Below are 24183 nucleotides of genomic sequence, written 5' to 3' on the forward strand. Positions count from 1 at the left end.
TGCTTCTTTCGCGGGTCTCGCGGGGGAATCTGGTCGCTGTATGGCCGCGTCAGCGACCGGACTTGGGCGCCTTCCAGCGGGCGATGCCGCGGGCCGCCAGGTTCAGGATCATGATGAAGGCGATCAGCGTGAGCGACGCCGCCCAGGCACGGTCGTACGCCGCACCGGAGCCCCCGCTCTGCTGGAACTGCAGATAGATGTACATCGGCAGTGACGCCTGCGGGTCGGAGAAGGGGTTCGCGTTGATGAAGTTCGAACCCCACACCAGCAGCAGGACCGGGGCGGTCTCACCGGCGATACGGGCGACCGCGAGCATCACACCCGTCGTGATACCGCCGATGGCGGTCGGCAGCACGACCTTGAGGATGGTGCGCCACTTCGGCACGCCCAGCGCCAGCGAGGCCTCGCGCAGCTCGTTCGGGACGAGCTTGAGCATCTCCTCGGTGGAGCGGACGACGACCGGCAGCATCAGGATGGTCAGCGCCATCGCGCCGGCGAAACCGGAGGGGCCCATGCCCAGGATCAGGATCCAGGTACTGAGGACGAAGAGACCCGCGACGATCGACGGGATGCCCGTCATGACGTCGACGAAGAAGGTGACGGCCTTGGCCAGGTTGCCCCGGCCGTACTCGACCAGGTAGATCGCGGTCAGCACACCGATCGGCACGGAGATCGCGGTGGCGAGGCCGACCTGCTCCAGGGTGCCGAGGATGGCGTGGTAGATGCCGCCGCCGGGCTCGGAGGTGGCGACGACGCCCATCGAGTGGCTGAGGAAGTAGCCGTCGAGGACCTTCACACCGCGCTTGACGGTCTCGTACACGAGGGAGGCCAGCGGGATGACGGCGAGGAGGAAGGCGACCCCGACGAGGCTGGTCGCCACCCGGTCCTTGGCCTGTCGGCGGCCCTCGACGCTCGACGTGATGACGAACGTCGCGAGGACGAAGATGACGCCGGCGATCAGAGCCCACTGGATGGAGCTCTCCAGGCCGGCCACGGCGCTGATGCCGAGGCCCAGGGCGATGGAGCCCGCGGCGACCGCCCACGAGAACCACTTGGGCAGGGAAGCGGCCCGCAGGGTGCTCGGGCGCTTGTCGGCGAGAGTTGCGTTGCTCATGCGTTGGCCCCCGAGAACTCCTTGCGGCGGGCGATGATCAGGCGCGCCGCGCCGTTGACCAGCAGGGTGATCACGAACAGGACCAGACCGGAGGCGATGAGGGCGTCACGGCCGATCTCGGTGGCCTCGCTGAACTTGCTGGCGATGTTCTGGGCGAACGTTCCGCCGCCCGGGTCCAGCAGGCTGAGGTTGATCTTGAAGCTGGAGGACAGGACCATCGCGACGGCCATCGTCTCGCCGAGCGCGCGGCCGAGGCCGAGCATCGAGGCGGAGATGACACCGGAACGCCCGAAGGGCAGGACGGCCATCTTGATGACCTCCCACCGCGTGGCGCCGAGGGCCAGGGCGGCCTCCTCGTGCATCTGCGGGACCTGGCGGAAGACCTCGCGGCTCACGTTGGTGATGATCGGCAGGATCATGATCGCGAGCAGGATGCCGACGGTGAGCATCGAACGGGGGGCGCCGCCCTGCCATTCGAAGATGCCGGTCCAGCCGAGGTAGTCGTTCAGCCAGCCGTAGAGGCCGTCGAGCTGCGGTACGAGGACCAGGGCGCCCCAGAGGCCGTACACGATGGACGGCACGGCGGCGAGCAGGTCGATCACGTACGCGATGGGGCCGCCCAGCTTGCGCGGGGCGTAGTGCGTGATGAAGAGGGCGATACCGACCGCGACCGGGACCGCGATGGCCATGGCGATGATCGACGAGACGATCGTGCCGAAGGCCAGGACCGCGATGCCGAAGACCGGCGGGACCGCGGTGGGGTTCCACTCGAAGGTGGTGAAGAAGTTGGCCTCGTCCTTGCTGATCGCGAGCGCGGCACGGTAGCTGAGGAACACGGCGATGGCCGCCATGAGCACCAGCAGGAAGATGCCGGATCCGCGGCTGAGGCCGAGGAAGATGCGGTCGCCGGGCCGGGTCGCGCCGCGCTCGGCACGCTTCTGGCCGGCGGACGGCTGGGGTGTGGGGGGAGCTGCGGTGTCTTTTGTCGTAGATATGTCCATCAGGATCTCCGGTCTGCGGAGCCGTCGTCGTGCGGGCGGCGGCTCAGGGCGGAGCCGCCCGCGGGTGGGGGGAGGCTCCTGGCGGCGGTGCACCGGACGGTGCGGCCCAGCCCCCGCGGGGGGTAGGGCCTGACATCCGGATCAGACCTGGGACGTGGGGTGTGGCGCGTACATCTGCGGCGTTGTCGTCGGTTGCCGACGCTCCACGTCGACGCCCTCCTCCGCCTTGCAGCTGCACGCGCCACACCCCACTCACCGGCGCCGATCAGGCGCCCGCTTCCCGAGGCCGGCCTGATCCGGAGGTCAGGCCCTGGCCGCACTCAGGTCAGCTCAGTTCCGAGATGGTCGTGCGGACCTTGGTGATGATCTCCTCGGGCATCGGGGCGTAGCCGGCGTCGGCGAGCAGCGCCTGGCCGTCCTCGGACGCGATGTAGGTGAGGAAGGACTTGGTGGCGGGCAGGGTGTCCGCCTTGTTGCCCTTGTCACAGACGATCTCGTAGGTGACGAGGGTGATCGGGTAGGCGCCGTCGGTGGTCGGCTTGTAGTTCAGCTTCAGCGCGAGGTCCTTGCCGGTGCCGACGACCTTGGCCTCGGCGATGGCCTTGGTGGCGTTCTCGACGGTCGCCTCGGCCGGCTTGGCGGCGTCGGTCTTGATGTCGACCGTGTTCATGCCGTCCTTGGCGTACGAGAGCTCCATGTAGGAGATCGCGCCCTCGGTCTCCTTCACGCCCTGCGCGACACCGGAGGAGCCCTGCGCGGACTGGCCGCCCTCGGCCTCCCATGCCTTGCCGCCCTCGTACTTCCACTGGTCGGGCGCGGCGGCGATCAGGTACTTGGTGAAGTTGTCCGTGGTGCCGGACTCGTCCGAGCGGTGGAAGGGCTGGATCTGAAGGTCGGGCAGCTTCGCCTCGGGGTTCAGGTCCGCGATCGCCTTGTCGTTCCACTTCTTGATCTTGCTGTCGAAGATCAGGGCGAGGGTCTTGGCGTCCAGGACGAGCTTGTCGACACCCGGGACGTTGTAACCGACCGCGATCGGGCCGCCGACCATCGGCAGGTCGATGCCCTGACCGCCGGTGCAGACCTCCTTGGAGGCCGTGACCTCTTCGGGCTTCAGCGCCGAGTCGGAGCCGGCGAAGGCGACCTGGCCCTGCGTGAACGCGGTGATACCGGCGCCCGAGCCGCTGCCCTTGTAGTTGATCACGACGTCCTTGCAGGAGGCCGCGTACTGCTTGACCCACGCGTCGATCGCGTTCTTCTGCGCGGAGGAGCCGTCGGCCAGCAGCTGGCCCTTGGCGTCGCCGCAGTCGATCTTGCTGTTCACCGGCGCCGTGCTGCCGCCCGCGCCACCGCTGCCGCCGGTGTCGTCGGAGCCACACGCCGTCAGGGTCAGGGCGCCGGTGACGGCGACAGCACCGAGAGAAAGGGCGCGCAGCCGGTTCTTGCGCTGAAGCTTCACTTTCGGGATTTCCTTCCAGGAGCCGCCGTCCACGTGGCGGCGTGCGAAGTTCGTCGTATCAGCCTGCGAAGCAGTGGCGCTCATGCCTCTACGGCCCTCAGGCTGCTGTCGTCACGGTGTGATCGCCTGCATTCAGGGCCCCACACCGCACCGGGTAGGGCCGAAATTAGGCAGATCAGGTGAAGCCGCCGATGGACAAAAGTGAACGGCGAGTGAACCCCTGCCGACAGTGCGGTAAGGTCACGGAATGCTCACGGGGAGAACACGTGAGCATTCCAACACCGCCGGCCGCTCCCCGAAGGACCCCGGGCCACATTTCAGCCCGCCCGACGCCGGAGGCCGAGCCCGAAGGGCAACCCACCACCCACCGGCCGACGGACGAGACACGCCCTGGCGTACGACGTCGCCGGCTGAGTCGGCAGTTCGCCACCCTCCTCCAGGTGCTGCCGGGTCAAGTGAAAGCAGTGCTGCCACTCCACCGGCCAGGCCGGGCACCATGACGGGTCGATCTCCTCCGGCTGCTCACGGCGCTCCTCCGACAGGGCGCCGGCCGACGACTGAACCGGCAGGCCCTCGGCACGCCACTCCTCCCGGCGGCGGACGAGGCACTCACCGCGGCCCCCACCACCTCCCGCCCCTTCTCCGCCGTGGAACCCTCATCCCGCCAACCTCGTCTCGTTCCACGACACAAACACGCGGCGCACCGGGAGGCGCACATGGAACGGCGTACGTTCATCGGCGGCGGCGCGGCCGCACTGGCGACGGCCGCGACGGCCGCCTGCACGGGCGACGGCGGCACCGCCACCGCCACGAACTCCTTCCTGCACACGACCACGACGACCACCGGCACGAAGGCCACCGCCGCCAACTGGTCCGCCCTCGCCCGCGACCTCGACGGCCCGCTCATCCGCCCCGGCGACAAGTCCTGGTCGACGGCCCGCCTGCTCTACAACACCCGCTTCGACGACCTGAAGCCCACGGCCGTCGCGTACGTCGCCCACCCCGACGACATCCGCACGACCCTCGCCTACGCCAGGGCCCACGCCATCAAGGTGTCGATCCGCAACGGCGGCCACTCCTACGCGGGCTGGTCCTCCGGCAACGGCCGCCTGGTCATCGACGTATCGAAGCTGAACAAGGTCCGCGCGTCCGGGAACGAGGCGGTGGTCGGCGCCGGCGCGAAACTCATCGACGTCTACCGCGCCCTCGCCGCCAAGGGGGTCACGATCCCCGCCGGCTCCTGCCCCACCGTCGGCGTCTCCGGCCTGACCCTCGGCGGCGGCCACGGCGTGACGTCCCGCGCGTACGGCCTGACCTGCGACAGCCTCACCCAGGCGACCCTGATCACGGCGGACGGAAAACAGCTCATCGCCAACGCGACGACCAACAAGGACCTGTTCTGGGCGCTACGGGGCGCCGGCAACGGCAACTTCGGCGTGGTCACCGAACTCCGCTTCAAGACGCACCCGGCCCCGCAGGGCGTCACCGCGTACCTCACCTGGCCGTGGTCGAAGGCCGCCGCCGTACTGAAGGCCTGGCAGGAGTGGGGTCCGACGCAGCCCGACGAAATCTGGTCGTCCTGCCACATACAGAACGGCGGCACCCCGTCCGTCTCGGTCGCCGCCTTCTCCCTCGGCACCTACGGCGAACTCGAAAACGCCCTCGACCGCCTGGCCGACCGCGTAGGCACCCCCGCCCGCACCGCGTCCCTCAAGCGCCGCTCGTACGAATCCGCCATGGAGTTGTACGCCGGCTGCTCCTCCTTCACCGACGACGCGAAGTGCCACCTGCCCGGCTCGACCCCCGGCCGCGACCCCAAGGGCGCCCTGGGCCGCGAGACCTACGCCGCCCGCTCCGACTTCTTCGACCGCTCGCTCTCCTCGGCGGGCATCCAGACCCTGCTGACCCAGATCACCGGCGTACGAGGCGGAGCGGGCAGCATCCAACTCACGGCCCTCGGCGGCCAGGTGAACCGCGTCTCCCCCACAGCCACGGCCTTCGTCCACCGCCGCTCCCGCATGCTCGCCCAGTACCTCACGTCCTGGAAGCGCGGCACCTCCGGCAAAACAGCCCAGTCCTGGCTGAACACGGCCCACAACTCCATGATCCGCCACGCCTCCGGCGCCGCTTACCAGAACTACACCGACCCCACCCTCAAAAACTGGAAAAAGGCGTACTACGGCGAAGCGGCCCCCCGCCTCACGACCCTGAAGAAGAAGTACGACCCGACGAGCTTCTTCAAGTTCCCACAGTCCCTGTGAACAAGAGGCCGCGCCCCACAAGGGGCGCGGGGAACTGCGCGAGCAACCACGCACAACCGCCAGGTCGGGACTGGTCAGGGGGTTAACCTCACAGGGAGCAGGGGTCCGGCGAGTTCTTGGCCGGGCCGCAGCAGAACGGATCTCGGATGGCCGATACGACAGGATTCCCAGGGAGTCTGCCGACGCCCTTCACAAGCTTCGTGGGCCGGCGTATGGAGGTGGCCGAGGTCCGGCGTCTGTTGGGGGCGTCGCGGCTGGTGACGTTGACCGGTGCGGGCGGGGTGGGCAAGACCCGGCTGGCGCTGGAGGTGGCCGCCGGGTCGGCCAGGGCGTTCTCGGGCGGGGTGTGGCTGGTGGACCTGGCGCCGGTGCGCGAGTCGTCGGCGGTGCCGGGCGTAGTGGCGGATGCGCTGGGGGTGGCGGACATGGGCACCCGGCCGGTTGCGGAGCTGCTGGCCGCGCACCTGTCCGAGCGGCGGGCGCTGGTCGTGCTGGACAACTGCGAGCACCTGGTGGACGAGTGCGCGCCGCTGGTGCAGCAGCTGCTGTTCGTCGCGCCCGAGCTGCGGATCCTGGCCACCAGCCGGGAGACGCTCTGTGTGACGGGTGAGCACGTGCTTGCGGTTGCGCCCCTGCCACAGGCGGACGCGGCCGAGTTGCTGCGGCAGCGGACCGCTGCGGTGCGGCCCGGCTTCGAGGTCGCCGAGGCGAACCAGGCGGTGGCGGCCCGGCTGTGTGCGGACCTGGACGGGCTGCCGCTGGCGATCGAGCTGGCCGCCACCCGGCTGCGCTCACTGACCGTGGAGCAGGTGGTGCAGCGGCTGGAGGACCGGTTCGCGCTGCTGAGTGCGGGGAGCCGGACGGCTCGGCCACACCAGCAGACGCTGCGCGCGGCGATCGACTGGAGCTGGGAGTTGTGCAGCCCCCAGGAGCAGTTGCTGTGGAGTCGGTTGTCGGTGTTCGCCGGGAGTTTCACCCTGGACGCGGCGGAGGGGATCTGCTGCGCAGAGGGCATCGCAGCGGCGGAGGTGGTGGACTTGCTGGACCGGCTGGTCGCCCAGTCCCTGGTGGAGCAGCCGGAAGGAGAGGAGACACCCCGCTACCGCATGCTGGAGACCCTCCGCCAGTACGGGCAGGAGCAGCTGGCGGCCTCCGGCGAGGAGCAGTGGATGCGGCGGCGGCACCGCGACTTCTTCCTCGCCATGGCCGAACGCCTCTACCAGGACTGGTTCGGACCGCGCCAGGCGCTGATCCTGACTCGGCTGCGTGCTGAGCACGCCAACCTGCTGGCCGCGCTGGCCTACCGGGACGGGATCGCGGGAGCGCCGACGGGAGCTGCCACCTCCGGGCCGGCTCAAGCGCACCCATGCGCGGCCGCACCCTGCGGTGACGGGCAGGTGGCGCTGGCCGGTGCGTTGATCTACCACTGGGCCGCCGGAGGTTACCTCGGGGAGGGACGGCGGCAGCTGGAACGGGCGCTGGCCGCGGCGCCCGAGCCCACCCCGGCCCGGGCCCGCGCCTTGGTGGCCGCCGCCCATCTGGCCCAGACACAGTACGACCTGGCGGCGGCCGGGCGGTGGCTGGATGAGGCCGATGACCTGGCCGAGCGGCTCGGTGAGCCGGTGGTGCGCGCGCACGTGCGGGGCCACCGGGGCGTGTCGGCCCTGTACGCCGGCCGCCTGGACGACGCCCTGTCCCATGTCGAGCAGGCGGTGGACGCCCACACAGCGCTCGGTGACCGGTTCGGGGAGGTCGCCTGGCGGTGCGCGCTGGCTCTCGTCCAGGTGCTCGGCGGCCACCCGCAAGCGCTGGAGACCGCCGCTGAGGCACTCGCCGACGCGGAGGCCCACGGGGAGCGGTGGGCCCGCGCCCACCTGCTGATGGTGCTGGGCCGCCGCGCCTGGGCACTGGGAGACCAGGACGAGGCGAAGGCCCTGACCATCTCCTCGCTGGAGCTGCTGCAGGGCTTCAGCGACACCGTCGGTGTGGCCAAGATGGTCGAGCAGCTCGCCTGGATCACCGCCTCCGCCGGCGACCACCCACGCGCGGCGCGCCTCCTCGGCGCTGCGCGGTCGCTTCGGGAGGCCGCCGGCATCACCGTCGCCTCGGGCGACCCGCGCGACGAGGACTACCACGCCCGCTGCGAGGCCGAGGCGTCCCAGGCCCTCGGCCGTGCCGAGTACGACAAGGCGCTCGCGGACGGAGCCGCCATCGACGGCCCCGCCCAGGCCATCGCCTACGCCCTCGCGCCTGCCACCGCCATCGCCACCGCCGCCGGAACCGAACCGGCTGCCACACCCGCCGCCACGAGCCCGCTCACCGGCCGGGAAGAGCAGATCGCCGCGCTGGTGGCCCAGGGCATGACCAGCCGCAAGATCGCCGCCGAACTCGTACTGTCCCCCCGGACCGTCGACAACCACGTCAACCGCATCCTGACCAAGCTCGGCTTCTCCTCCCGCGCCCAGATCGCGGCCTGGTGGACTGCGCAATAGGTACCCGAGTTGAGCAGAACTGCTCAAGACACCGGCCGCCTCACACCCCAGGCTGGGACCACCGCCGTGCCTCACCAGGGCCCCACCCGACACAGAAAGGACCCGGACCCGCCATACGGGGCCCCGCGCCGGCGCCGCCCGAGTCGGTGTCGCCGCGCGTCCTGGCAAGCGCAGGACAGCACGCAAGCGCAGGACAGCACGCAAGCGCAGGACAGCACGAGCACGGTGCGCCATCGCACATCAGGAGAAGCACATGAGTACAGACATCGTTGTCGGCTGCCCTCCGCGCGGCCGACGTACCAGAACGACCATCGCAACCGCCGGCGCGGTACTGCTCGCGCTGTTCCTGACCCTGCTCAGCCCCCTCGGCACCGCGAAGGCCTTCGCGATCGACGACGCGAACGACGTCAACTGGGACATCAGCGGCGGCCGGAACAGCTACCAGCAGATGATCAACGATGTCCGAGGCCGGGTCGGCGATCAGATCCTCTACGGCAACGGCTCGCCGGGGACGGTGCGGGCCACCGAACGCACCGCCGACTACTTCCTCGTCAACGTCCACGACGGGCCGAACCTGCTGACCCGGATCGTCATCAACGCCCAGAACCTGTATGTGCAGGGCTACTACAGCCCCCGCGACCACACCTACCACTACACCCGGGACGCGAGTCTCCAGGACGTGAACTGGTTGCCGTCCTCGTCCACGGAACCGAACTACGCAGCGAAGCTCCCGTTCTCGGGCAGCTACGCCGAAAGCGATGGCCTGCTCGCCTACGGCGGCCAGACCAGGCGGGACCCGATGTTCGCCACCTTCCCCGCCCGGGACAACGCGAACGTGCTCTCCGACCCGAACGCCGCGAACAGCCGCAGGGCCCAAGCACTTCTGTGGTTCGTGGAAGCCATCTCCGAGGGCGCCCGGTTCAACGCCATCTCCGACCGGATCATCAACGCCTGGACCGACAGCTGGGGATACCACTTCGATGCCGACGACGAGAGGCTGGTAACCAGCTGGCAGACGATCGGCGACACCTTCCAGCAGCGACTCGAGGGCCGCCCTGTGGCTCCGCCCGCCCCGATCGGCCGGTACGACTTCAGCACCTACGCCAACACCGCGGCCATCATCTGCCTGATGCTCTGGTGGTCCCCCACCTCCTGACCGGCAGACAGCCTCTCGGCCCAGCACCAGCATCGCGATCCGCGCACGGGACGGCCTGATGCACCGGCCCTCGGACGGCCCACCGGAGAACACCGGTGGCCGCCCGAGGGCGCTTCCGTGCGATGCCAGGCGGTGCACCATGTCCGCCGAAAACGAGTACGGCCACTCCAGTGACGCAGCAGGCAACGTTCTCCCTGAGCGGCCTGCGACGATGGCTCCATGGACGAGGAAGTCATTCCCATTCTTCGCGTCGAGAACGCTGCGGCGGCGGTCACCTGGTACGAGCGACTTGGCTTCGCCAAGCAGTGGGAGCACCGCTTCGAACCGGGACTTCCCGCGTTCGTCGAGGTCGCCCGGGGCGGGATGCGGTTGTTCTTGTCGGAGCACAAGGGCGATGCCCGACCCGACACGTTGGTCTACCTCCGCGTTCGTGATGTCGAGGCCATCGCCTCCGAGTTCGGTGTGCAGGCGAAGGACGCTCCGTGGGCGCGTGAGATCGAGCTTCGCGACCCTGACGGCAACCGGCTGCGGATCGGCACGCCAACGGAATGACACTCACCGGCACGCCCGGCAGAGAAGCTGTGCTGGTGGCTGAGCGAGTACGCGCCCGCGAGATCGATGACGACGAGGGGAGGCGCCTGCTGCGGATCATCCGCAGAGGCAGCGGGTCGGTGGTGACCTGGCGGCGGGCGCAGATGGTGCCGCTGTCCGCGCAGGGCATGCCCATGGCGAAGATCACCGACGTGACGTTCACCAGCGACGGCCGGGGGTCGAAGGGGCACAGCCCTTGGGGGATGGGGCGGGTAGGGGCGGCAGGGGCGAACCCTAGGCCGCCAGATCCCGCTCCTCCGCCGAGGCCGCCTCGACCCGCGCCCCCGGAATCACCGCCCGCTCTCCCTCTCGCCCCCGAGCAGCCACGACCCACCCCACCCGAGGCGACCGCTCGACCGCCTTCATCACCGGCGTCAGCAACGCCATGGCGAGCGGCGACAGCAACAACGCCACAGCCGTCCCCAGCGCGAACCCACCGATCACGTCCGTCGGATAGTGCACACCCATGTAGACCCGGATGAACCCGCCGAGCAGCCCGATGACCAGCCCGACAAGCCCGAACTTCCGGTTGGCGACGAACAGCCCCACCGCCATCGCCATGATCAGGGTCGCGTGGTCACTCACGAACGAGTAGTCGGTCTTGCCGGCGACGAGCACCTCCAGCCCCTCATGGTCGAGAAAGGGCCGGGGCCGCTCGACGAACCCGCGTATCGGCACGTTGATCAGTACGGCGATCCCGGCGGCCAGCGGTGCCCACACCAACGCGGCCACGGACGAGGCGGCATCCTCGCCACCCCGCTTCCGTACACCCCACCAGCACCACACGATCAGCAGCACCATGGCGAACAGGAGCCCGTACTCACCCACGAACTCCATGACCCGGTCGAGCCACGCGGGCGCGTCCTTGGCCAGACCATTGATGTCGTACAGCAGCTCGACGTCGGGATTCGATCCGGAGGATTCAGCGGCAAGTGCGGCATGCGCGGCGAGTCCAGCCATCGTGCTGCGGCCCTTTCGTCATCGTTCCCGCGACCGCACCCGTACGTGCGCCGCGTTTTTGCCACCCCCGTGGTGTTTCGTAGTGCTTCCGCATACGCGTCAACGCGCTACGTATGCGTCAACGCGCTACGTGGCGCTACCTCAAAAGGAACGCACACTCCCCTTCAATGCGTTCCACCCTCCACCGAATGATCACTCAGACGTTATCGAAGAGAGACACATCGCCGCAGCTCAGGGCAGGGATTCACGGAGAATTACGGCCCCGTCAGACCGTCGTGGGGAGCGCTTTCGCGCCATCTTCGGTGACCCGGGTGGCACCAAAGTAGTCAGGGGTATCAATCGGACTAAACCGGATAACCGCACCGGTGCGCGGCGCGTCAATCATGTATCCGCCTCCCACATAAATCCCGACGTGCCGAATGGCGCGGGAGTTGGTGAGGTCGTCCGAGAAGAACACGAGATCCCCCGGCAGCAACTCGTCCCTCGACGGATGCGGCCCGGCGTTGTACTGATCGTTCGCGACGCGCGGCAGCGTGATCCCCACGCTCTCGTACGCGGCCTTCGTCAGCCCCGAGCAGTCGAAGCGTCCGCCCTGTTCAGGGGTGCCATTGCCGCCCCACAGATAGGGCGTCCCGAGCTTCGTCTGCGCGAACGCGATGGCCCCGGCCGCCTGCTCGCTCGGATCGACCCGAGTCGTCGGCGCCGCGAAACTCTCCTGCAGGGTCGTGATCGTCTTGACGTAGTTCTGGGTCTCCTTGTACGGCGGGACACCCCCGTACTTGATCACGGCGTACGCGCCCGCGTTGTAGGAAGCGAGCATGTTCGCGGTCGGATCACCGGGTACGTCCTTCACGTACGACGCGAGCTTGCAGTCGTACGAAGCGGCCGATGGAATCGCGTCATTCGGGTCCCAGACGTCCCGGTCCCCGTCACCGTCCCCATCCAGCCCGTGTGTGGCCCAGGTCCCTGGAATGAACTGAGCGATCCCCTGCGCGGCGGCGTGACTCTGCGCCTGCGGATTGAACCCGCTCTCCTGGTACAGCTGCGCGGCCAGCAACGCGGGATTGATCGCGTCGCACAGATTGCCCCACTTCTGTACGAGTGCCTGGTACGCGGCGGGTACGGCCCCCTTGGCCAGCCCCACGGCCTTTCCCGCGACCCCATTGGCAAGATTCCCGGCGACCATGTACACGCCGACGACAAGCAGCATCACGAAGCTGAGCCCGGCACCGACAACGGCGCCGACCGCGATCCACGCCTTACGCACCGTCAACCGCCCCTCACCGCCCAGCAGTCCGCCGCCAGTCAGTGTAGAGCGGACCGCCCCACCACGGAATGATCACTCGACCGCCCCGCAGTCGACCCACAGCAACTTCCCGCCCTGTGAGACCCCGAGATCCCGCATCACGGACACCCCCAAGTCCTCGGCACAGGCCCGCACAAGCTGCAACCCCCGCCCGCACTCGGCGTCCGCCGCAGCGGGTACGTCCCTCTTGAACCCGGCCGGCACCCGCCAGTCCCGATCCCACACGGCCACCCGCAACCGCCCCCCGACCCCGACGACCCGCATCGCGTACTCGTGCCGCGTGTGCTGATGAGCGTTGGTGAGCAACTCGGTTGCCATCAACTCGGCGAGAGGGATGTGCTGGGTGAGGTCGTGCGCCCCGAGCACGGCCCGGAGGGTGGCACGACCGACGCCGGGGGAGCGGGGGTCGCGGGGAAGGCGGAGGGTGTAGTTGAGGGACGGGGATACGGTGGCCATGGAAGTCTCCGGTTACAGAGGGGAGTTGGACGACAACAACGTAGCGGCATCGAATAAGCTATTAGTCCCAGCTGGCCAAATCGCTGACTTAACCACCCGTGTGAGTGACACGCGGGGTTCAAGGAGAACGGCAGTGCCCATGAAGAGCACCCCCACCGGCCGCGAGGCCCGGCTGGGGAAGGAACTGCGCAAGCTACGCGAGCGCGCGGGACTGTCTTCGACGGAGGCCGCGCATCGGCTGGGCATCAAGCAGAACCAGGTCAGCAACACGGAATCCGGTCGCATGGGTGTGAGCCCGGATCGAGTACGCATGCTGGCCAGCCACTACGAGTGCCCGGACCAGGTTCTCGTCGAGGCCCTCGCCCATATGACTCGCGGCCGCAAGCGAGGCTGGTGGGAGCAGTACCGCGAGCTGCTCCCCGATGCACTCCTGGATCTGGCCGAACTGGAGCACCACGCCCAGTCGTTGCGCGATTCCATTACGGCCCGGATCCCAGGCCTGCTCCAGACACGTGAATACGCGCTGGAGATCTTCCGCCAGGCTGTCACCGAACTCCCGCCGCCCGAGATCGAGCACCGCCTCTCGTTCCGTATCAAGCGGCAGGCGATCCTCTTTCGCGACGGCGACCCGACCCCGTACGAAGCGATCATCCATGAGGCCGCCCTGCGCATGAAGGTCGGCGGGCCCACGGTTACCCGACAGCAGCTGCAGCATCTGCTCGACATGAGCGAACGGGACCACATCACCGTGCGCGCCATCACCTTCGACGCCGGTGCCTACCCGGGGTCCGGACAGTCGATCCACTATGCGCGCGGCCCCGTACCGCAGCTGGACACCGTCTACCTCGACCAGTCCCACGGCCTGGCGTTCATCGATGCCGAGTCAGAGCTGCACAAGTACCGCACGTTGTTCGACCGGATCGACGCCGTCACGCTCGCTCCGGAGAAGACCCGAGACCTCATCCACAACGTGATGCGAGAGCTGTGAAGGGAATGCCATGAACCCCCGCTGGCAGAAGTCGTCGTACTGCTCCGAGGGCGCCTCCTGCATCCACATAGCCCAAACCTGGCAGAAGTCATCCCATTGCAGTGAAGGCGACTCCTGCGTCCACATATCCACCGGCCCCGCCACCATCCACCTCACCGAATCCGCCGACCCCACCCAAGCCATACTCAACGCCACCCCCACCGCCTTCGACGCCCTCCTCCACGTACTCAAACTCGACCTCAACCTCGCCAAGGAAGCCCTCCATGTCTGACATCCCCCCCGACCTCGAATGGATCCGCGCCGCCCCCGAGGACGCCACCGGCCCCGGCCCCTGGATCGAGCTGGCCTTCGGTGAGGGGAACGGCGAGGACGACCCGGAGGCGCCCGTCTACATCCGGGAGACGAGCGACCCGGAGAACGTCGTGACGACCAACCGCCGCAAGTGGGACGCCTTCGTACTGGGCGTACAGGCAGGCGAGTTCGACCACTTCGTGGAGGGCGTGGAAGGCTTCGACAGGTGACCGCATTAGACATCGCAGGCCCCAACTCCCCGTTCCCCAGCCGCCGAGCCCTGCTCACCGCGGGCACCGCGGCCGTGACCGGGGCCGCCCTGGCCCTCGCCTCGGCGGCCCCGGCCCACGCGACCCGTGACCGCCGGGCCACAGCGGAGCGACTCCGCGAGCTTGAACGCCAACACGGCGCCCGCATAGGCGCGTTCGCGTACAACGTGGCGACGAAAGCGACCGTCACGTACCGCGCGACCGACCGCTTCCCGCTCCTCTCCCTCTTCAAGACGCTCGCGGCGGCGGCGATCCTGCGGGACAAGGACGAGAACGGCGAGACGCTCGGGAAACGCATCCACTACACGACGGACGACCTCGTGAAGGCGAACTCCCCGATCACGCAGAAGCCGGAGAACCTGGCCGGTGGCCTGACGGTCGCCGAACTCTGCGACGCGGCGATCCGGTTCAGCGACAACACCGCAGGCAATCTGCTCCTCCGCGAACTCGGCGGCCCGATCGCGATCACCGCCTTCTGCCGTTCCCTCGGCGACAGGGCGACCTGCCTGGACCGCTGGGAGCCGGACGTGAACACGGCGGAGCCATGGCGGGTGGAGGACACGACGACCCCGGCCGCGATCGCGCGGACGTACGGCCGTCTGGTCCTCGGCGACGCCCTGCCGCCCCACGACCGCGACCGCCTCACCGCCTGGCTCCTCGCGAACACGACCAGCGGCGAACGCTTCCGCAAGGCCCTCCCGCCGGACTGGACGATCGCTGACAAGACGGGCGGCGGCGACTACGGCTCGAACAACGACGTGGGCATCGCCTGGACCCCCGACGGCACCCCCGTCATCCTGGCGGTCCTGACGACGAAACCGGACCGGGACGCGGCGCCCAACCACCCGCTGGTCGCGGAGACGGCGCGAATCCTGGCGGAGGCGGTCGTCCAAGGAAGCCGCTGAAGGCTGACGCCAACCCCACGGGCACCCGCCGACGCCGGTGCTACGGCTTGCGCGCGACCCCGCCGAAGTCGTCGACTTCGGCGGGCGCCTGCTCGCCGGACCCGGACTGGGCGGGACGCCACCGGGTGACGGAGACGACGCCGGGCTCCAGCAGTTCGAGTCCGTCGAAGAAGCGGGCGAGTTCCTCGGGGCTGCGGTTGACGCGGGGGTTGTCGCTCGCCTCGTTCCACTGCTCGATCATTTCGCGCATCTGCTGGGGGTTGAGCACCTCGGTGTCGTCGCACAGCACGAGGTGGCTGCCGGAGGGGAGCGCGCCCATCAGGCGGCCGACGATGTCGTAGACGGTGTCGTCGGTGATGTGGGCGGTGACGCCCAGCAGGATCAGCGCGACCGGCTGGCTGAAGTCCAGTGTCTTGGCGGCCTGTTGCAGGATGGCCTCGGGGTTGCTCAGGTCGGCGTCGATGTAGTCCGTGGCCCCTTCGGGTGTGCTGGTGAGCAGCGCCTCGGCGTGGGCGAGGACGACCGGGTCGTGGTCGACGTAGACGATCCGGGTCTCGGGGGCGAGCCGCTGGGCGACCTCGTGGGTGTTGTCCGCGGTGGGCAGGCCGGTGCCCACGTCCAGGAACTGGCGTATGCCGGCCTCGCCGACGAGGTACTCCACCGTCCGGACGAGAAACGCCCGCTGTGCCAGGGCGATGTCGAGGATCGCCGGGTTGGCGCCCGCGATCTGGTCGCCGACCTGCCGGTCGATCTCGTAGCAGTCCTTCCCGCCGAGCCAGTAGTTCCAGATCCGGGCGGAGTGCGGCACGTTGCTGTTGATGAGCGGACGGTCAATGGACATACGGGCTCCCCGAGTTGGCTTGACGTCATTGCACAACGTAGACGGTTGAATCATCAAGCTCTGGGTGGCCCGGGCCTTCACCGCGTTCTATTCGCCCCCGACCCGTTTGTGGGCCCGTACGTGCGCCCGTATGCGTGAGAGAGACACCGTCCGTCGCTCCCGGTCGACTTCCGTGACCATGACCGTCAGCTCGTCGCCGACCTCGACGACACCGTCCGGCGTCTCCACGGCCTCCACCGTGAGCTCGCTCAGGTGAACGAGCCCCTCGACCCCGTCGGCGACCTCGACGAAGACACCGAAGGGCACCAGCTTGGTGACCCGCCCCCGCAGGACCCGCCCCGCCTCGGTCCGGTCGGCGAACTCGCGCAAAGGGTCCGGCCGCATCGCGCGCAGCGACAGCCGGGCCTCTCCATTCGTCGTGTCGAACTGCAGGAACTCGCAGGTCACCCGCTGCCCGACCCGTACGACATCCGAGGGGTCCTCGAAGTACCGCCAGGAGAGCTCAGGAAAGGTGATGAACCCGACGCCGGGAAAGACAGGATGGGCGGGCCCGTCGTCCAGCGCCACGAACACGCCGAAGCTCTCGATCGACGCGACCGTCCCGGCAAGCACGTCACCGAGCCGAAGCCCCTTCAGGAACGCCCAGAGTTCCGGATGCCCGGTGGCGGCCAGCGAGAGCCGGACCTCGCCCTCGTCCGGATCGACGGCAGTCACCTCTGCGGTGATCCGCCGCCCGACTTCCAGAGCCTCGTCCCGGGACCGGCCGCCCCACGGCACGTCCAACGGCCCGATCGCCCCCAGCGGACGCGAAGGAAAGCCGTCCAGAACGACCGCCGCCCCGTGCGAACGCGTCACCCCCGTGATGACCCCACTGCACAGGTCGCCGACACGAATCCCCGCCAGAAAGCCCCGGACAGCACCCTCGTCACTCACCCCTCTCATCACCCTCTTCGGCCCCCGTGTCCTCCCTCGTGTCCTCCCTCGTATCCGCCCCCGTGTCCTCCCCCTTGTACGCCGCCACAGTCCGGTCCGCGGCCGCCCGCGCCGCCTCCGGGTCGTCCCCGTCGGCGACGGCCGCCTCGTACCACGCCTCACCGCTGAGCGTCACAAAGCGCCGCCCCTCATCCGTCGCCATCCAGGCCATGCCCTCCTTCGGATCGACGGAAGCCCCGGTGGAGAGGTGGATGGTGAGGGCGATGAGGATCGAGTCCCACCCGATCCCGACCGCGCCGGGCCCGAACTCGGCCCACCGCTTGTCGTCGACATGCGCGATGTGCTCGAGCTCGAACCGCGCACGCCCCTCCCCCTCCGCGCTGATCCGCAGCTCGATCCAGCTCACGTCACCGCCGTACTCCCAGGTCGCGGTGAATCCCTTGGGCGGATCACAACGCTCGACGACCCCGCCGGCCTGGCCCTCCAGCTGATACCGCCCACCGAGCCGAAGCTCGCCGGAGATCGGCAGGAACCACCGCGGGATCCGCTCAGGATTCGTACAGGCGTCCCAGACATCCTCGACCGTCGAGTCGTACGACTGGCTCACGGTCACCACCCGCGCCTCACCGGCCTTGAACTCCCGGGTGCCGACCCGACGCCGTACGGCACTGATCTGATGGTCGACATCGATCATGGTGCTCCTCCTGATTCCTGGTCTTTCTCCGGCTCCTGGGCGTTCTGCCGCTGCTCGGCCGCTTCACGAAGCCGCCGCTCCCGCTTGCCCCGGGCCAGCTCGGTGGCCAGGGCGTCCAGACGCGGGGTCCAGAAGCGGCGAAAACGGTCCAGCCACACGTCGATGTCCCGCAACGGCTCCGAGTTCACCGCGTACAGCCGCCGAGTACCCTCCGGCCGTACGGTCGCGAAGCCGTTCTCCCGCAGCACCTTCAGATGCTGCGAAACCCCTGGCTGCGATATCCCGAACTCGCCCCGGATGACGTCCGAGACCTCCCCAGCTGTCATCTCCCCGTCCGCGAGCAGCTCAAGAATCCGCCGCCGCACGGGATCCCCGAGCACATCGAACGCGTGCATGGCACCCAAACTATCAGCACCCACTTATATAAGCCACAACAAATATTCCCGTCCTCACCGCAAGGCTAGGCTGCCCGCAAGATCGCTTCAGAACGGCGTGGCCGAGGGTGACGTTGTGCGGTTCCAGACCGGCTCCGACGGGCTGCACTGGGCTGTCGGACGGGTCAGTTACGCCGGTACCCCTGGGGCGCAGCCTCAGGCGCAGCGATCAAGGCGCGCTGGAGCGGGTCTCCGAGAAGGCGCGGGCCAACACGAGCGGCCGCTTCGCGGCCAAGGCGATGGAGGCGATGGAGGGCGGCGGCCGCCGCTTCGTCGATGCCCCGCCCGTGCTGAGCCGCGTGGACGACGCGGAGGCCACGGCGGTCGCGGCCACCCTGGAGCACTACCTGACCACACTCTCGGAGGACCGCCACGCGCTCCTGAATCAAAGGCAAGAAGAGGGCTGGTGGCGCTACGAAGTCGGTTGCGGCACCGACGAGTGGTGGAACGCCTGACTCGTCCGACTAGAAGATCTCGTCGACCTGCGGCCCGGCCGCCGCAGTCATCCGGCTCACGGCGCCGGACTCCACGATCAGCAGATCCGGAAGCCACTCCTCTTGAAGTTCTCCCCTCCCTTCGCAAGCTCAGGAAGGGGATTCCTGTCTACCTTGCGGCGACAGGCTTGACGGTTTTACCCGCCCTGCGACCGCGCCTTCCGGCGGCCGGGACCTCCACGATGACGCGGCCGATCCGGTACAGGTGCAAGATGTTCCTCGCTGCGTTCCAGTCGGCGTTCGCCGTCCAGCCGCAGTCAGGGTTCTTGCAGGCGAACAGTTCCTGGCTCTCTCGGCTGCCGGGGGTGGTGAAGCCGCAGGCTGAGCACCGCTGGGAGGTGTGCGGGGCGGGAACCTTGACGAGCCGGCCGCCGTACCGGGCGGTCTTGTACGTCAGCATCGTCACGGTCCGCCCCCATGCCTCCTGCGCGATGGAGCGGTTCAGTCCGGCCTTCGCCCTGGCCCCGTTGCGCAGGAACGCGCCCTGCTGCTCGGGGTCGGGCTTGGGGGCCGGGCTCTTGGTCATGCCGAGGATGTTGAGCTGTTCGACCACCAGCACGCCGTACGCGCGGGCGAGATACGTGGTCGTCTGGTGCTGCCAGTCCAAGGCTCGTCGCGTGGCTTTTGCTCGGAGCTGCTTGATCTGGTCGTAGGTGTGCTGCAAACGCTTGGAGGTCTTCTCCCCGCGCTTGCGGAACGTCTTGCGGTGCGCGGCCTGCCGCTCCAGCTTGAGGAGCTTGGCCTTCTCCTTCAATGTCAGCCACTTGTCACGGTCGCAGTCACCGTTCGGCAGGCGCGGCGGGCGCCCGTGGTCCTGGTGGTCCTTGTTCGAGAGGGCGAGGGGGATGTTCACTCCGGCGTCGATGCCGACCTCCGGCCCCTGGTGCGGCTCGGGGGCGCGTTCGAGGGTCTGGACGCGGAAGGCGATGTGCCAGCCCAACGCGTCCTTGACCAGCCGGGCGCCGGTGATCCGGTTCGCCTTGTTCGCCCTCTTCCCGACAGGGAGATCCTTGGTCCAGCGGAAACGGACCCGGCCCACCTTGGGAATGTTGACCATGCCCCACCGGCGGTGGACGCGGACGACGTTCAGGTCCCGGCCCTGCGGAATGTCCACGGACATCGGCCAGCGGAAGCGGCCCTTGTAGCTGGGCTCCTGTGCCCGTCCCTCCCAGCAGTTCACCCACGCCCGGTGGTACGTCTTCAAGACGGCCTGCGCGGCCTGGGCGGGAAGGACGGCGAGGTAATCGAGATCCTTGCGGGCCTGCCGTATCGCAGCGTCCGCGCCTGCCAGGGTGCGCTTGTCCTTGGGCATCATCTGCCACCAGGAGTGCAGGCAGTTCCACATAGTGCGGGCCGCGTGCGCCTGGTCATCCATGACGCGGATCTCGGCAGGGCTCAGTGCCAGTCGGGCACGGTGCCCGAACTGCCGCTTCACCAGACCGAGTTCGCTCATGACGATCACTCCAGTTGGTTTATGTCACCACGCTGGAATCCAAACCCTGACGTACGCACCGGCCGTCACGTCGTCTACAACCTGCACGTGCACTTGGTGTTCATCACCAAGTACCGGCGCAAGGCCATGACGGACGTCATGCTGACGCGCTGCGAAGAGATCATGCGGGAGGTGTGCACGGACTTCGAGGCCGACCTGAAGCAGTTCAACGGCGAGGAGGATCACGTACACCTGCTCGTGCACTACCCGCCGAAAGTCCAGCTCTCCAAGCTGGTCAACTCCCTCAAAAGCGTCTCCGCCCGCCTGCTGCGCAAGGAGTACGACGCGCACGTGCGCCGGTACCTGTGGGGCGGCCACTTCTGGTCCGGCTCCTACTTCGCCGGAAGCTGCGGCGGGGCACCCCTGACCGTCGTACAGCAGTACATCGAGCGGCAGAAACGCCCCGTGAGCTGAGGTCAACAGTGCAGACCCGCGCTCCGGTGCGGGTCACCCCTATTTCGAGATGGCCTTCACCATCCGGCCTGAAGGCCGGAGCACTGGCCAAGATCAAAGGTAGAAGCGCAGGTGCCCGATGACACCGATGCTGCTGGTGAGCGCCCCGAGCCGACCCACCAGCGACCGCAGGTCGTCGAACTCATCGGGATGCACCTCCTGCCGAACCGTCAACGCCCACCCCCGAGCCCCCCGACACAGCTCACCGACGAGAACACCGCCGATACGCGCGGCCGCTCCCCGGTCCGCCAACAACGGATACGCGTCGTCGCCCCCTTGCCCCTCTGTCTCCCCCTCGCCCAAATGCCACCGAAGCAAGGCGAGGTCGTCGGCCGGAAGGGATTCCGGAAGATCAAGGCTGAGCTGAAGCTCATAGATGTCGGCCATACCGGAAGGCTAGGGACCCGCGGACCTCGCTCAGGACACGAAGCCGATGACGCCGAACCCGGACCGCGACTCCGCGTGCCGCAGCCACCCGATGCATTCCATGACGGCCTCCACGACCTCCGGTTCCAGCGCCGGAGGCTGCCCCTTCGCCTTCGTGGCCTCGAACTGCTCCAACGCCCGCAGACACTGCTCGTGCGTCCACTGACCACAGCCCGGCATATACGTCCGCGGCAGCGGAGCCGGCAGATCGCTGTAACCGAACTCCTCCACGGACACCGCGGTGATCCCCAGCGCGGTCAGCCCCTCGTCGACCACCGAGAGCCAGTCGCCCCGGTGCGGAGTGAAGCTGCTGTTGTCCAGGAACGAGCCGGTGAGAGAACACAGCCGCTTGTACGCGTAGCCGTACTGGAAGGCATGCTCCTCCTCACTGAACGGCCCACCGTGCACCACCGCCCGCAGCGCCTCGTACGCCGTGGGCGCCCCGTCCTCGATCTCGGACTTGAACCAGTCGTCGTCCCGAGCCAAGTCGTCCCCGAACTTGCTCCGTATGACATCGAGCAACTGCTCGTCCCGCGACGCGACCAGCGCCCGCGTGGCAGCCACATCCAGCAAGTACACACTCAGAGAAGAACTCATGCCCCGAAACTAGCGCCCACCACTGACAACACCCTCCGCCCTCCGCTCAGAAGGGGGTGGCCGCCCTCAGCAGCCGGGCGGGCAGATACGGGGACTCGACCTTGATCTCCCAGCCCCGGCGGCGGGCGTGGCAGGCCAACGCCAGGACATCCAGATCGAGCGCGGTGTCGCAGGTGTCGGCGCGGTCGGCGACCCGGTAGTAATCACGATGCGCTTCGAGCGCGTCGAGGAGAGCGAGGTTGAAGCTTTCCTCATCGCCCTCGACCAGCTGCGAGAACAACACGGCCGGCGGCGGCAGGAAGCCCCACTCCTCGGCCTTCGCACAGTCCCGCACCGCCTGGTCGGTCGCGGGTTCGGGATCCTCGCCGCGCAGATAGTCGTGGAGGGCCTGCCAGTAGGAGGCGAAGGCGGAACCGTCCTCCCGCAGCAGCGCGGGATCGGTCAGCACCAGGGCGGCGAGATCCTCACGCCGACCGGTGATCAGCGCGAAGTTCGTGGCGGTGGCCCACTGCCCGGCACCGGTGAAGTGCCGGCCACCCTCGACGACGCAGTTCACCGTCGTACCGTTGATCACCACCTCCACGGACGACGCGGGTTCGGCCCCGGCGACCCGTACGGCGGCAGCCCCCAACTGCGAGGCGAGAAGCAGATTTTCGAGCTGCTCGTCGGTGACATCGGAGTGGAGCGTGGCACGGAACATGAACAGAAGCTCGTGATCCCGCATGGCCTTGGCCAACTCCGCGGCGGAAACGGGCTTCTCCCGACCCTCCGCGAGGACATCCTCAATACTCCGCTCAAAAATGGCCTGACTCTCCGGATGGAGCAGCCTGGGATTCTCAGGCCGCTCGACGACCACCATCCCGGCATCGGCCAACTGCGCCACGGCATCCGGCCGCCTGTCCCGCCCGTACTCCCGCACCCGCGGCCCCCCGCTCTCGAACCCGGTGACCAACGCCCGCGGCAGATAACCGGTGTCGATCCCCGGCTCCCACCCCTCCCTGCGATGAGCGAGCGCGGCCAGCGCGAGCGGAAGCAGAGGAATCAGCGAACGGGGCCCGGCGCCATCCCCCGACATCGCGCTGTACGGACCGAGCAACCGAGCCAACTCCGCCCAGAACCCCTCCTGATCACCGAGAACAAGGGCCCGCAAGGCATACAAAGCAACGCTGTAAGGCTGCTCGGCAAGCCCACCCAGCTCCCCACCAGGCCCCTCACGCCCTCCGCTCTCGTCATCCAGAGCCCAGACGCGAGCGATGGCGGCCGATATCGCCGCGAGCTTCTCCTCCCGGGACGCCGAATGGCTCGCGCCCACGTCCCCCTCGCTCCCCGTGTCCCCGATGACGTACGCCATGAACCCATTGACGAGCTCGACGTCCGGCCTCCCACCCCGCCCCGTCTGAAGCGGCACCCGGGCGAAGTGAAAAGCCTCCCCATGCCAATCAGCCCGCCCGGCGAGAACGGCCAGACAGAACGCGTCAATCCACTGCCGCACGCTGACGCTCCCCGGCCGACCCTCCGCCCCCCGCTCGTAATCGATCCCGAAGTCCACATAGGAGAGGAAGACCTGGAAGGAACTGCGCGGGAAGTACGCGGCATAGGCCACCGCCCCCGCGGCAGCCTCGGCGGCATCCTTGAGCACGGCCTCAGCCTCAGGCAGATCAAGATCGGGCCACTCCACGGAGAGCGCCCCCAGATACTCGACCAGTTCCTCCGCCAGCCCCCACCACTCATCGACTGCCACAGGCCCGGCCTTCGACATGGACCGCGCCCGCCCCGTGATCCGCTCGGCAAACCCCTCCCGAACCGCCGAGACCAAGGCTCCGCCCACCCGATGCCGCTCGATCCGCACTACCCGCCCCGCCCCGTGTACGTGTCCACCACAAGTGCCTGGCCCAGCCTAGGCGCCGGACCTCAGGTGAGCGAGAAGAAGATCGTGTCCTGGCTGTACCAGGAGGAGGCGTGCTCCAACGCGGACTGCCACTCCTGGTGCTCGAACTCCAACTTCTCGATGAGCTCCTGTACGTCGTACCGGAAGTCCGGGTTCATCCGATCCAGCACGGCCCGGTACGCGTCGGCGGCGGGCTGGGCCTTGGCCAACGGCAGGTGGCCTATCGCGGGGTAGCCGTCGACCGAGTGCGGGATGAAAGGGAACTCGTCGGGCAGCCCGCCGTACAGATACCCGTGCGGCAGCAGCTCCTCGGGTACCCCCAGACCGCGCATCTCCTCGTCCACCAGGCCGAAGAACGTGCTCGGCTTCGAGTACGTGCCCAACTGATAGGGGTCGGAGGCGTTGTAGTCGATGATGTACTGCATCGCCGCGTGGTACGCGTTTCCCGCGCACTCCGCATCTGAATCCGTACGCCCCTCAATGAGGTGTTCCAGCGCGTCCGGTATAGACAGCCCCCAATCGATCCCATGCCGATCAAGGTCCTCCTGATAGGCATGGGCCCCCTCACGCATGCGGCCCAGCCAACGCAACTGCTCCGCCGTGAGCCTCCCGGCCGCCCCTAGGAATCCGAGCACATCGCTCTTGTCAGCCGTGCTGTAGGAGATGTTGTGACTCATGATCCAAA

The 24183-nt window shown here is 68.4% G+C and carries 24 protein-coding genes and 2 pseudogenes; 11 read left to right on the forward strand and 15 right to left on the reverse strand.

Features of this window, described 5'->3' with window-relative positions; genetic code table 11:
• Positions 1 to 49: 49 nt before the first annotated feature.
• The 3 genes from pstA to pstS all read right to left on the reverse strand — a co-directional run bounded on the left by pstA (position 50) and on the right by pstS (position 3571).
• Positions 50 to 1114, reverse strand: a complete 1065-nt coding sequence (pstA, locus tag CES90_RS11355; protein WP_189784491.1) for a phosphate ABC transporter permease PstA — start codon at positions 1112 to 1114, stop codon at positions 50 to 52.
• Positions 1111 to 2115 carry a phosphate ABC transporter permease subunit PstC gene (pstC, locus tag CES90_RS11360; protein WP_189784490.1) on the reverse strand — a complete coding sequence of 335 codons (1005 nt, stop codon included), beginning with the start codon at positions 2113 to 2115 and terminating at the stop codon, positions 1111 to 1113. The genes pstA and pstC overlap by 4 nt, the downstream gene beginning before the upstream one ends.
• A 325-nt stretch (positions 2116 to 2440) precedes the next feature.
• Positions 2441 to 3571 carry a phosphate ABC transporter substrate-binding protein PstS gene (gene pstS, locus CES90_RS11365; protein WP_189784612.1) on the reverse strand — a complete coding sequence of 377 codons (1131 nt, stop codon included), beginning with the start codon at positions 3569 to 3571 and terminating at the stop codon, positions 2441 to 2443.
• Positions 3572 to 4287: 716 nt separating this feature from the next.
• Between pstS and CES90_RS11370 the strand changes: the two genes are divergently transcribed.
• The 5 genes and pseudogenes from CES90_RS11370 to CES90_RS51595 all read left to right on the forward strand — a co-directional run.
• Positions 4288 to 5832 carry an FAD-binding oxidoreductase gene (locus CES90_RS11370; RefSeq protein ID WP_189784489.1) on the forward strand — a complete coding sequence of 515 codons (1545 nt, stop codon included), beginning with the start codon at positions 4288 to 4290 and terminating at the stop codon, positions 5830 to 5832.
• Between the two features lie 200 nt (positions 5833 to 6032).
• Positions 6033 to 8324 (forward strand): LuxR C-terminal-related transcriptional regulator, encoded by a 2292-nt coding sequence (locus tag CES90_RS11375; protein ID WP_308437874.1) that lies wholly within the window; start codon positions 6033 to 6035, stop codon positions 8322 to 8324.
• 253 nt (positions 8325 to 8577) lie between these two features.
• Complete coding sequence (locus tag CES90_RS11380) at positions 8578 to 9480, forward strand: ribosome-inactivating family protein (protein ID WP_189784487.1); 903 nt, start codon at positions 8578 to 8580, stop codon at positions 9478 to 9480.
• A gap of 219 nt (positions 9481 to 9699) precedes the next feature.
• Entirely contained in the window at positions 9700 to 10032 is a 333-nt protein-coding gene (locus CES90_RS11385; protein WP_189784486.1) for a glyoxalase superfamily protein, read from the forward strand.
• Between the two features lie 35 nt (positions 10033 to 10067).
• Positions 10068 to 10247: pseudogene (locus tag CES90_RS51595) on the forward strand (IS630 family transposase); the annotation flags it as partial.
• A gap of 58 nt (positions 10248 to 10305) precedes the next feature.
• On the opposite strand, the gene CES90_RS11390 reads toward CES90_RS51595, so the two are convergent.
• From CES90_RS11390 to CES90_RS11400, 3 genes are all read right to left on the reverse strand, one after another.
• A complete protein-coding gene (locus CES90_RS11390; protein WP_189784485.1) occupies positions 10306 to 11031 on the reverse strand; it encodes a phosphatase PAP2 family protein in 726 nt (241 codons plus the stop codon).
• A gap of 265 nt (positions 11032 to 11296) precedes the next feature.
• Positions 11297 to 12241 (reverse strand): C40 family peptidase, encoded by a 945-nt coding sequence (locus CES90_RS11395; RefSeq protein WP_373313440.1) that lies wholly within the window; start codon positions 12239 to 12241, stop codon positions 11297 to 11299.
• Positions 12242 to 12370: 129 nt separating this feature from the next.
• The gene (locus CES90_RS11400; protein ID WP_189784483.1) at positions 12371 to 12793 is read right to left on the reverse strand and encodes an ATP-binding protein; all 423 of its coding nucleotides are present in this window, start codon (positions 12791 to 12793) and stop codon (positions 12371 to 12373) included.
• Positions 12794 to 12932: 139 nt separating this feature from the next.
• Here CES90_RS11400 and CES90_RS11405 point away from each other — a divergent pair, with 139 nt between their 5' ends.
• The 4 genes from CES90_RS11405 to bla are packed head-to-tail and all read left to right on the forward strand — an operon-like array spanning position 12933 to position 15246.
• Positions 12933 to 13781, forward strand: a complete 849-nt coding sequence (locus CES90_RS11405) for a helix-turn-helix domain-containing protein (RefSeq protein ID WP_189784482.1) — start codon at positions 12933 to 12935, stop codon at positions 13779 to 13781.
• Between the two features lie 10 nt (positions 13782 to 13791).
• Positions 13792 to 14052: a DUF397 domain-containing protein gene (locus tag CES90_RS11410; protein WP_189784481.1), complete on the forward strand. Its 261-nt coding sequence runs from the start codon at positions 13792 to 13794 to the stop codon at positions 14050 to 14052.
• Positions 14045 to 14302, forward strand: coding sequence for a DUF397 domain-containing protein (locus tag CES90_RS11415; RefSeq protein WP_189784480.1), 258 nt, complete (start codon positions 14045 to 14047; stop codon positions 14300 to 14302). The genes CES90_RS11410 and CES90_RS11415 overlap by 8 nt, the downstream gene beginning before the upstream one ends.
• Entirely contained in the window at positions 14299 to 15246 is a 948-nt protein-coding gene (gene bla, locus CES90_RS11420) for a class A beta-lactamase (protein WP_229913988.1), read from the forward strand. Before CES90_RS11415 ends, bla begins: the two co-directional genes overlap by 4 nt.
• A gap of 40 nt (positions 15247 to 15286) precedes the next feature.
• Here bla and CES90_RS11425 read toward each other — a convergent pair whose 3' ends face one another.
• The 4 genes from CES90_RS11425 to CES90_RS11440 all read right to left on the reverse strand — a co-directional run bounded on the left by CES90_RS11425 (position 15287) and on the right by CES90_RS11440 (position 18109).
• On the reverse strand, positions 15287 to 16087 hold the full coding sequence (locus CES90_RS11425) for an SAM-dependent methyltransferase (RefSeq protein WP_189784479.1): 801 nt from the start codon (positions 16085 to 16087) through the stop codon (positions 15287 to 15289).
• Between the two features lie 87 nt (positions 16088 to 16174).
• Positions 16175 to 17029, reverse strand: a complete 855-nt coding sequence (locus tag CES90_RS11430; RefSeq protein WP_189784478.1) for a S1 RNA-binding domain-containing protein — start codon at positions 17027 to 17029, stop codon at positions 16175 to 16177.
• Positions 17013 to 17714 carry an SRPBCC family protein gene (locus tag CES90_RS11435; RefSeq protein WP_189784477.1) on the reverse strand — a complete coding sequence of 234 codons (702 nt, stop codon included), beginning with the start codon at positions 17712 to 17714 and terminating at the stop codon, positions 17013 to 17015. Before CES90_RS11435 ends, CES90_RS11430 begins: the two co-directional genes overlap by 17 nt.
• Positions 17711 to 18109: an ArsR/SmtB family transcription factor gene (locus tag CES90_RS11440; protein WP_189784476.1), complete on the reverse strand. Its 399-nt coding sequence runs from the start codon at positions 18107 to 18109 to the stop codon at positions 17711 to 17713. The genes CES90_RS11435 and CES90_RS11440 overlap by 4 nt, the downstream gene beginning before the upstream one ends.
• 212 nt (positions 18110 to 18321) lie before the next feature.
• Here CES90_RS11440 and CES90_RS11445 point away from each other — a divergent pair.
• Positions 18322 to 18531 (forward strand): annotated as a pseudogene (locus CES90_RS11445) (DUF2252 family protein); the annotation flags it as partial.
• Between the two features lie 220 nt (positions 18532 to 18751).
• Here the strand turns inward: CES90_RS11445 and CES90_RS11450 are convergent.
• Positions 18752 to 20095 (reverse strand): RNA-guided endonuclease InsQ/TnpB family protein, encoded by a 1344-nt coding sequence (locus CES90_RS11450; RefSeq protein ID WP_189784475.1) that lies wholly within the window; start codon positions 20093 to 20095, stop codon positions 18752 to 18754.
• A gap of 21 nt (positions 20096 to 20116) precedes the next feature.
• Between CES90_RS11450 and tnpA the strand changes: the two genes are divergently transcribed.
• The gene (gene tnpA / locus CES90_RS11455) at positions 20117 to 20548 is read left to right on the forward strand and encodes an IS200/IS605 family transposase (RefSeq protein WP_189784474.1); all 432 of its coding nucleotides are present in this window, start codon (positions 20117 to 20119) and stop codon (positions 20546 to 20548) included.
• A gap of 93 nt (positions 20549 to 20641) precedes the next feature.
• Here tnpA and CES90_RS11460 read toward each other — a convergent pair whose 3' ends face one another.
• The 4 genes from CES90_RS11460 to CES90_RS11475 all read right to left on the reverse strand — a co-directional run bounded on the left by CES90_RS11460 (position 20642) and on the right by CES90_RS11475 (position 24175).
• Positions 20642 to 20974, reverse strand: a complete 333-nt coding sequence (locus CES90_RS11460; RefSeq protein WP_229913987.1) for a hypothetical protein — start codon at positions 20972 to 20974, stop codon at positions 20642 to 20644.
• A gap of 30 nt (positions 20975 to 21004) precedes the next feature.
• The gene (locus tag CES90_RS11465; protein ID WP_189784473.1) at positions 21005 to 21610 is read right to left on the reverse strand and encodes a DUF7691 family protein; all 606 of its coding nucleotides are present in this window, start codon (positions 21608 to 21610) and stop codon (positions 21005 to 21007) included.
• Between the two features lie 46 nt (positions 21611 to 21656).
• Complete coding sequence (locus CES90_RS11470; RefSeq protein ID WP_308437873.1) at positions 21657 to 23351, reverse strand: immunity 49 family protein; 1695 nt, start codon at positions 23349 to 23351, stop codon at positions 21657 to 21659.
• Between the two features lie 170 nt (positions 23352 to 23521).
• Positions 23522 to 24175 carry a DUF7691 family protein gene (locus tag CES90_RS11475; protein WP_189784471.1) on the reverse strand — a complete coding sequence of 218 codons (654 nt, stop codon included), beginning with the start codon at positions 24173 to 24175 and terminating at the stop codon, positions 23522 to 23524.
• Positions 24176 to 24183 lie beyond the last annotated feature (8 nt).

This window comes from Streptomyces capitiformicae, assembly GCF_002214185.1.
Lineage (GTDB): Bacteria > Actinomycetota > Actinomycetes > Streptomycetales > Streptomycetaceae > Streptomyces > Streptomyces capitiformicae.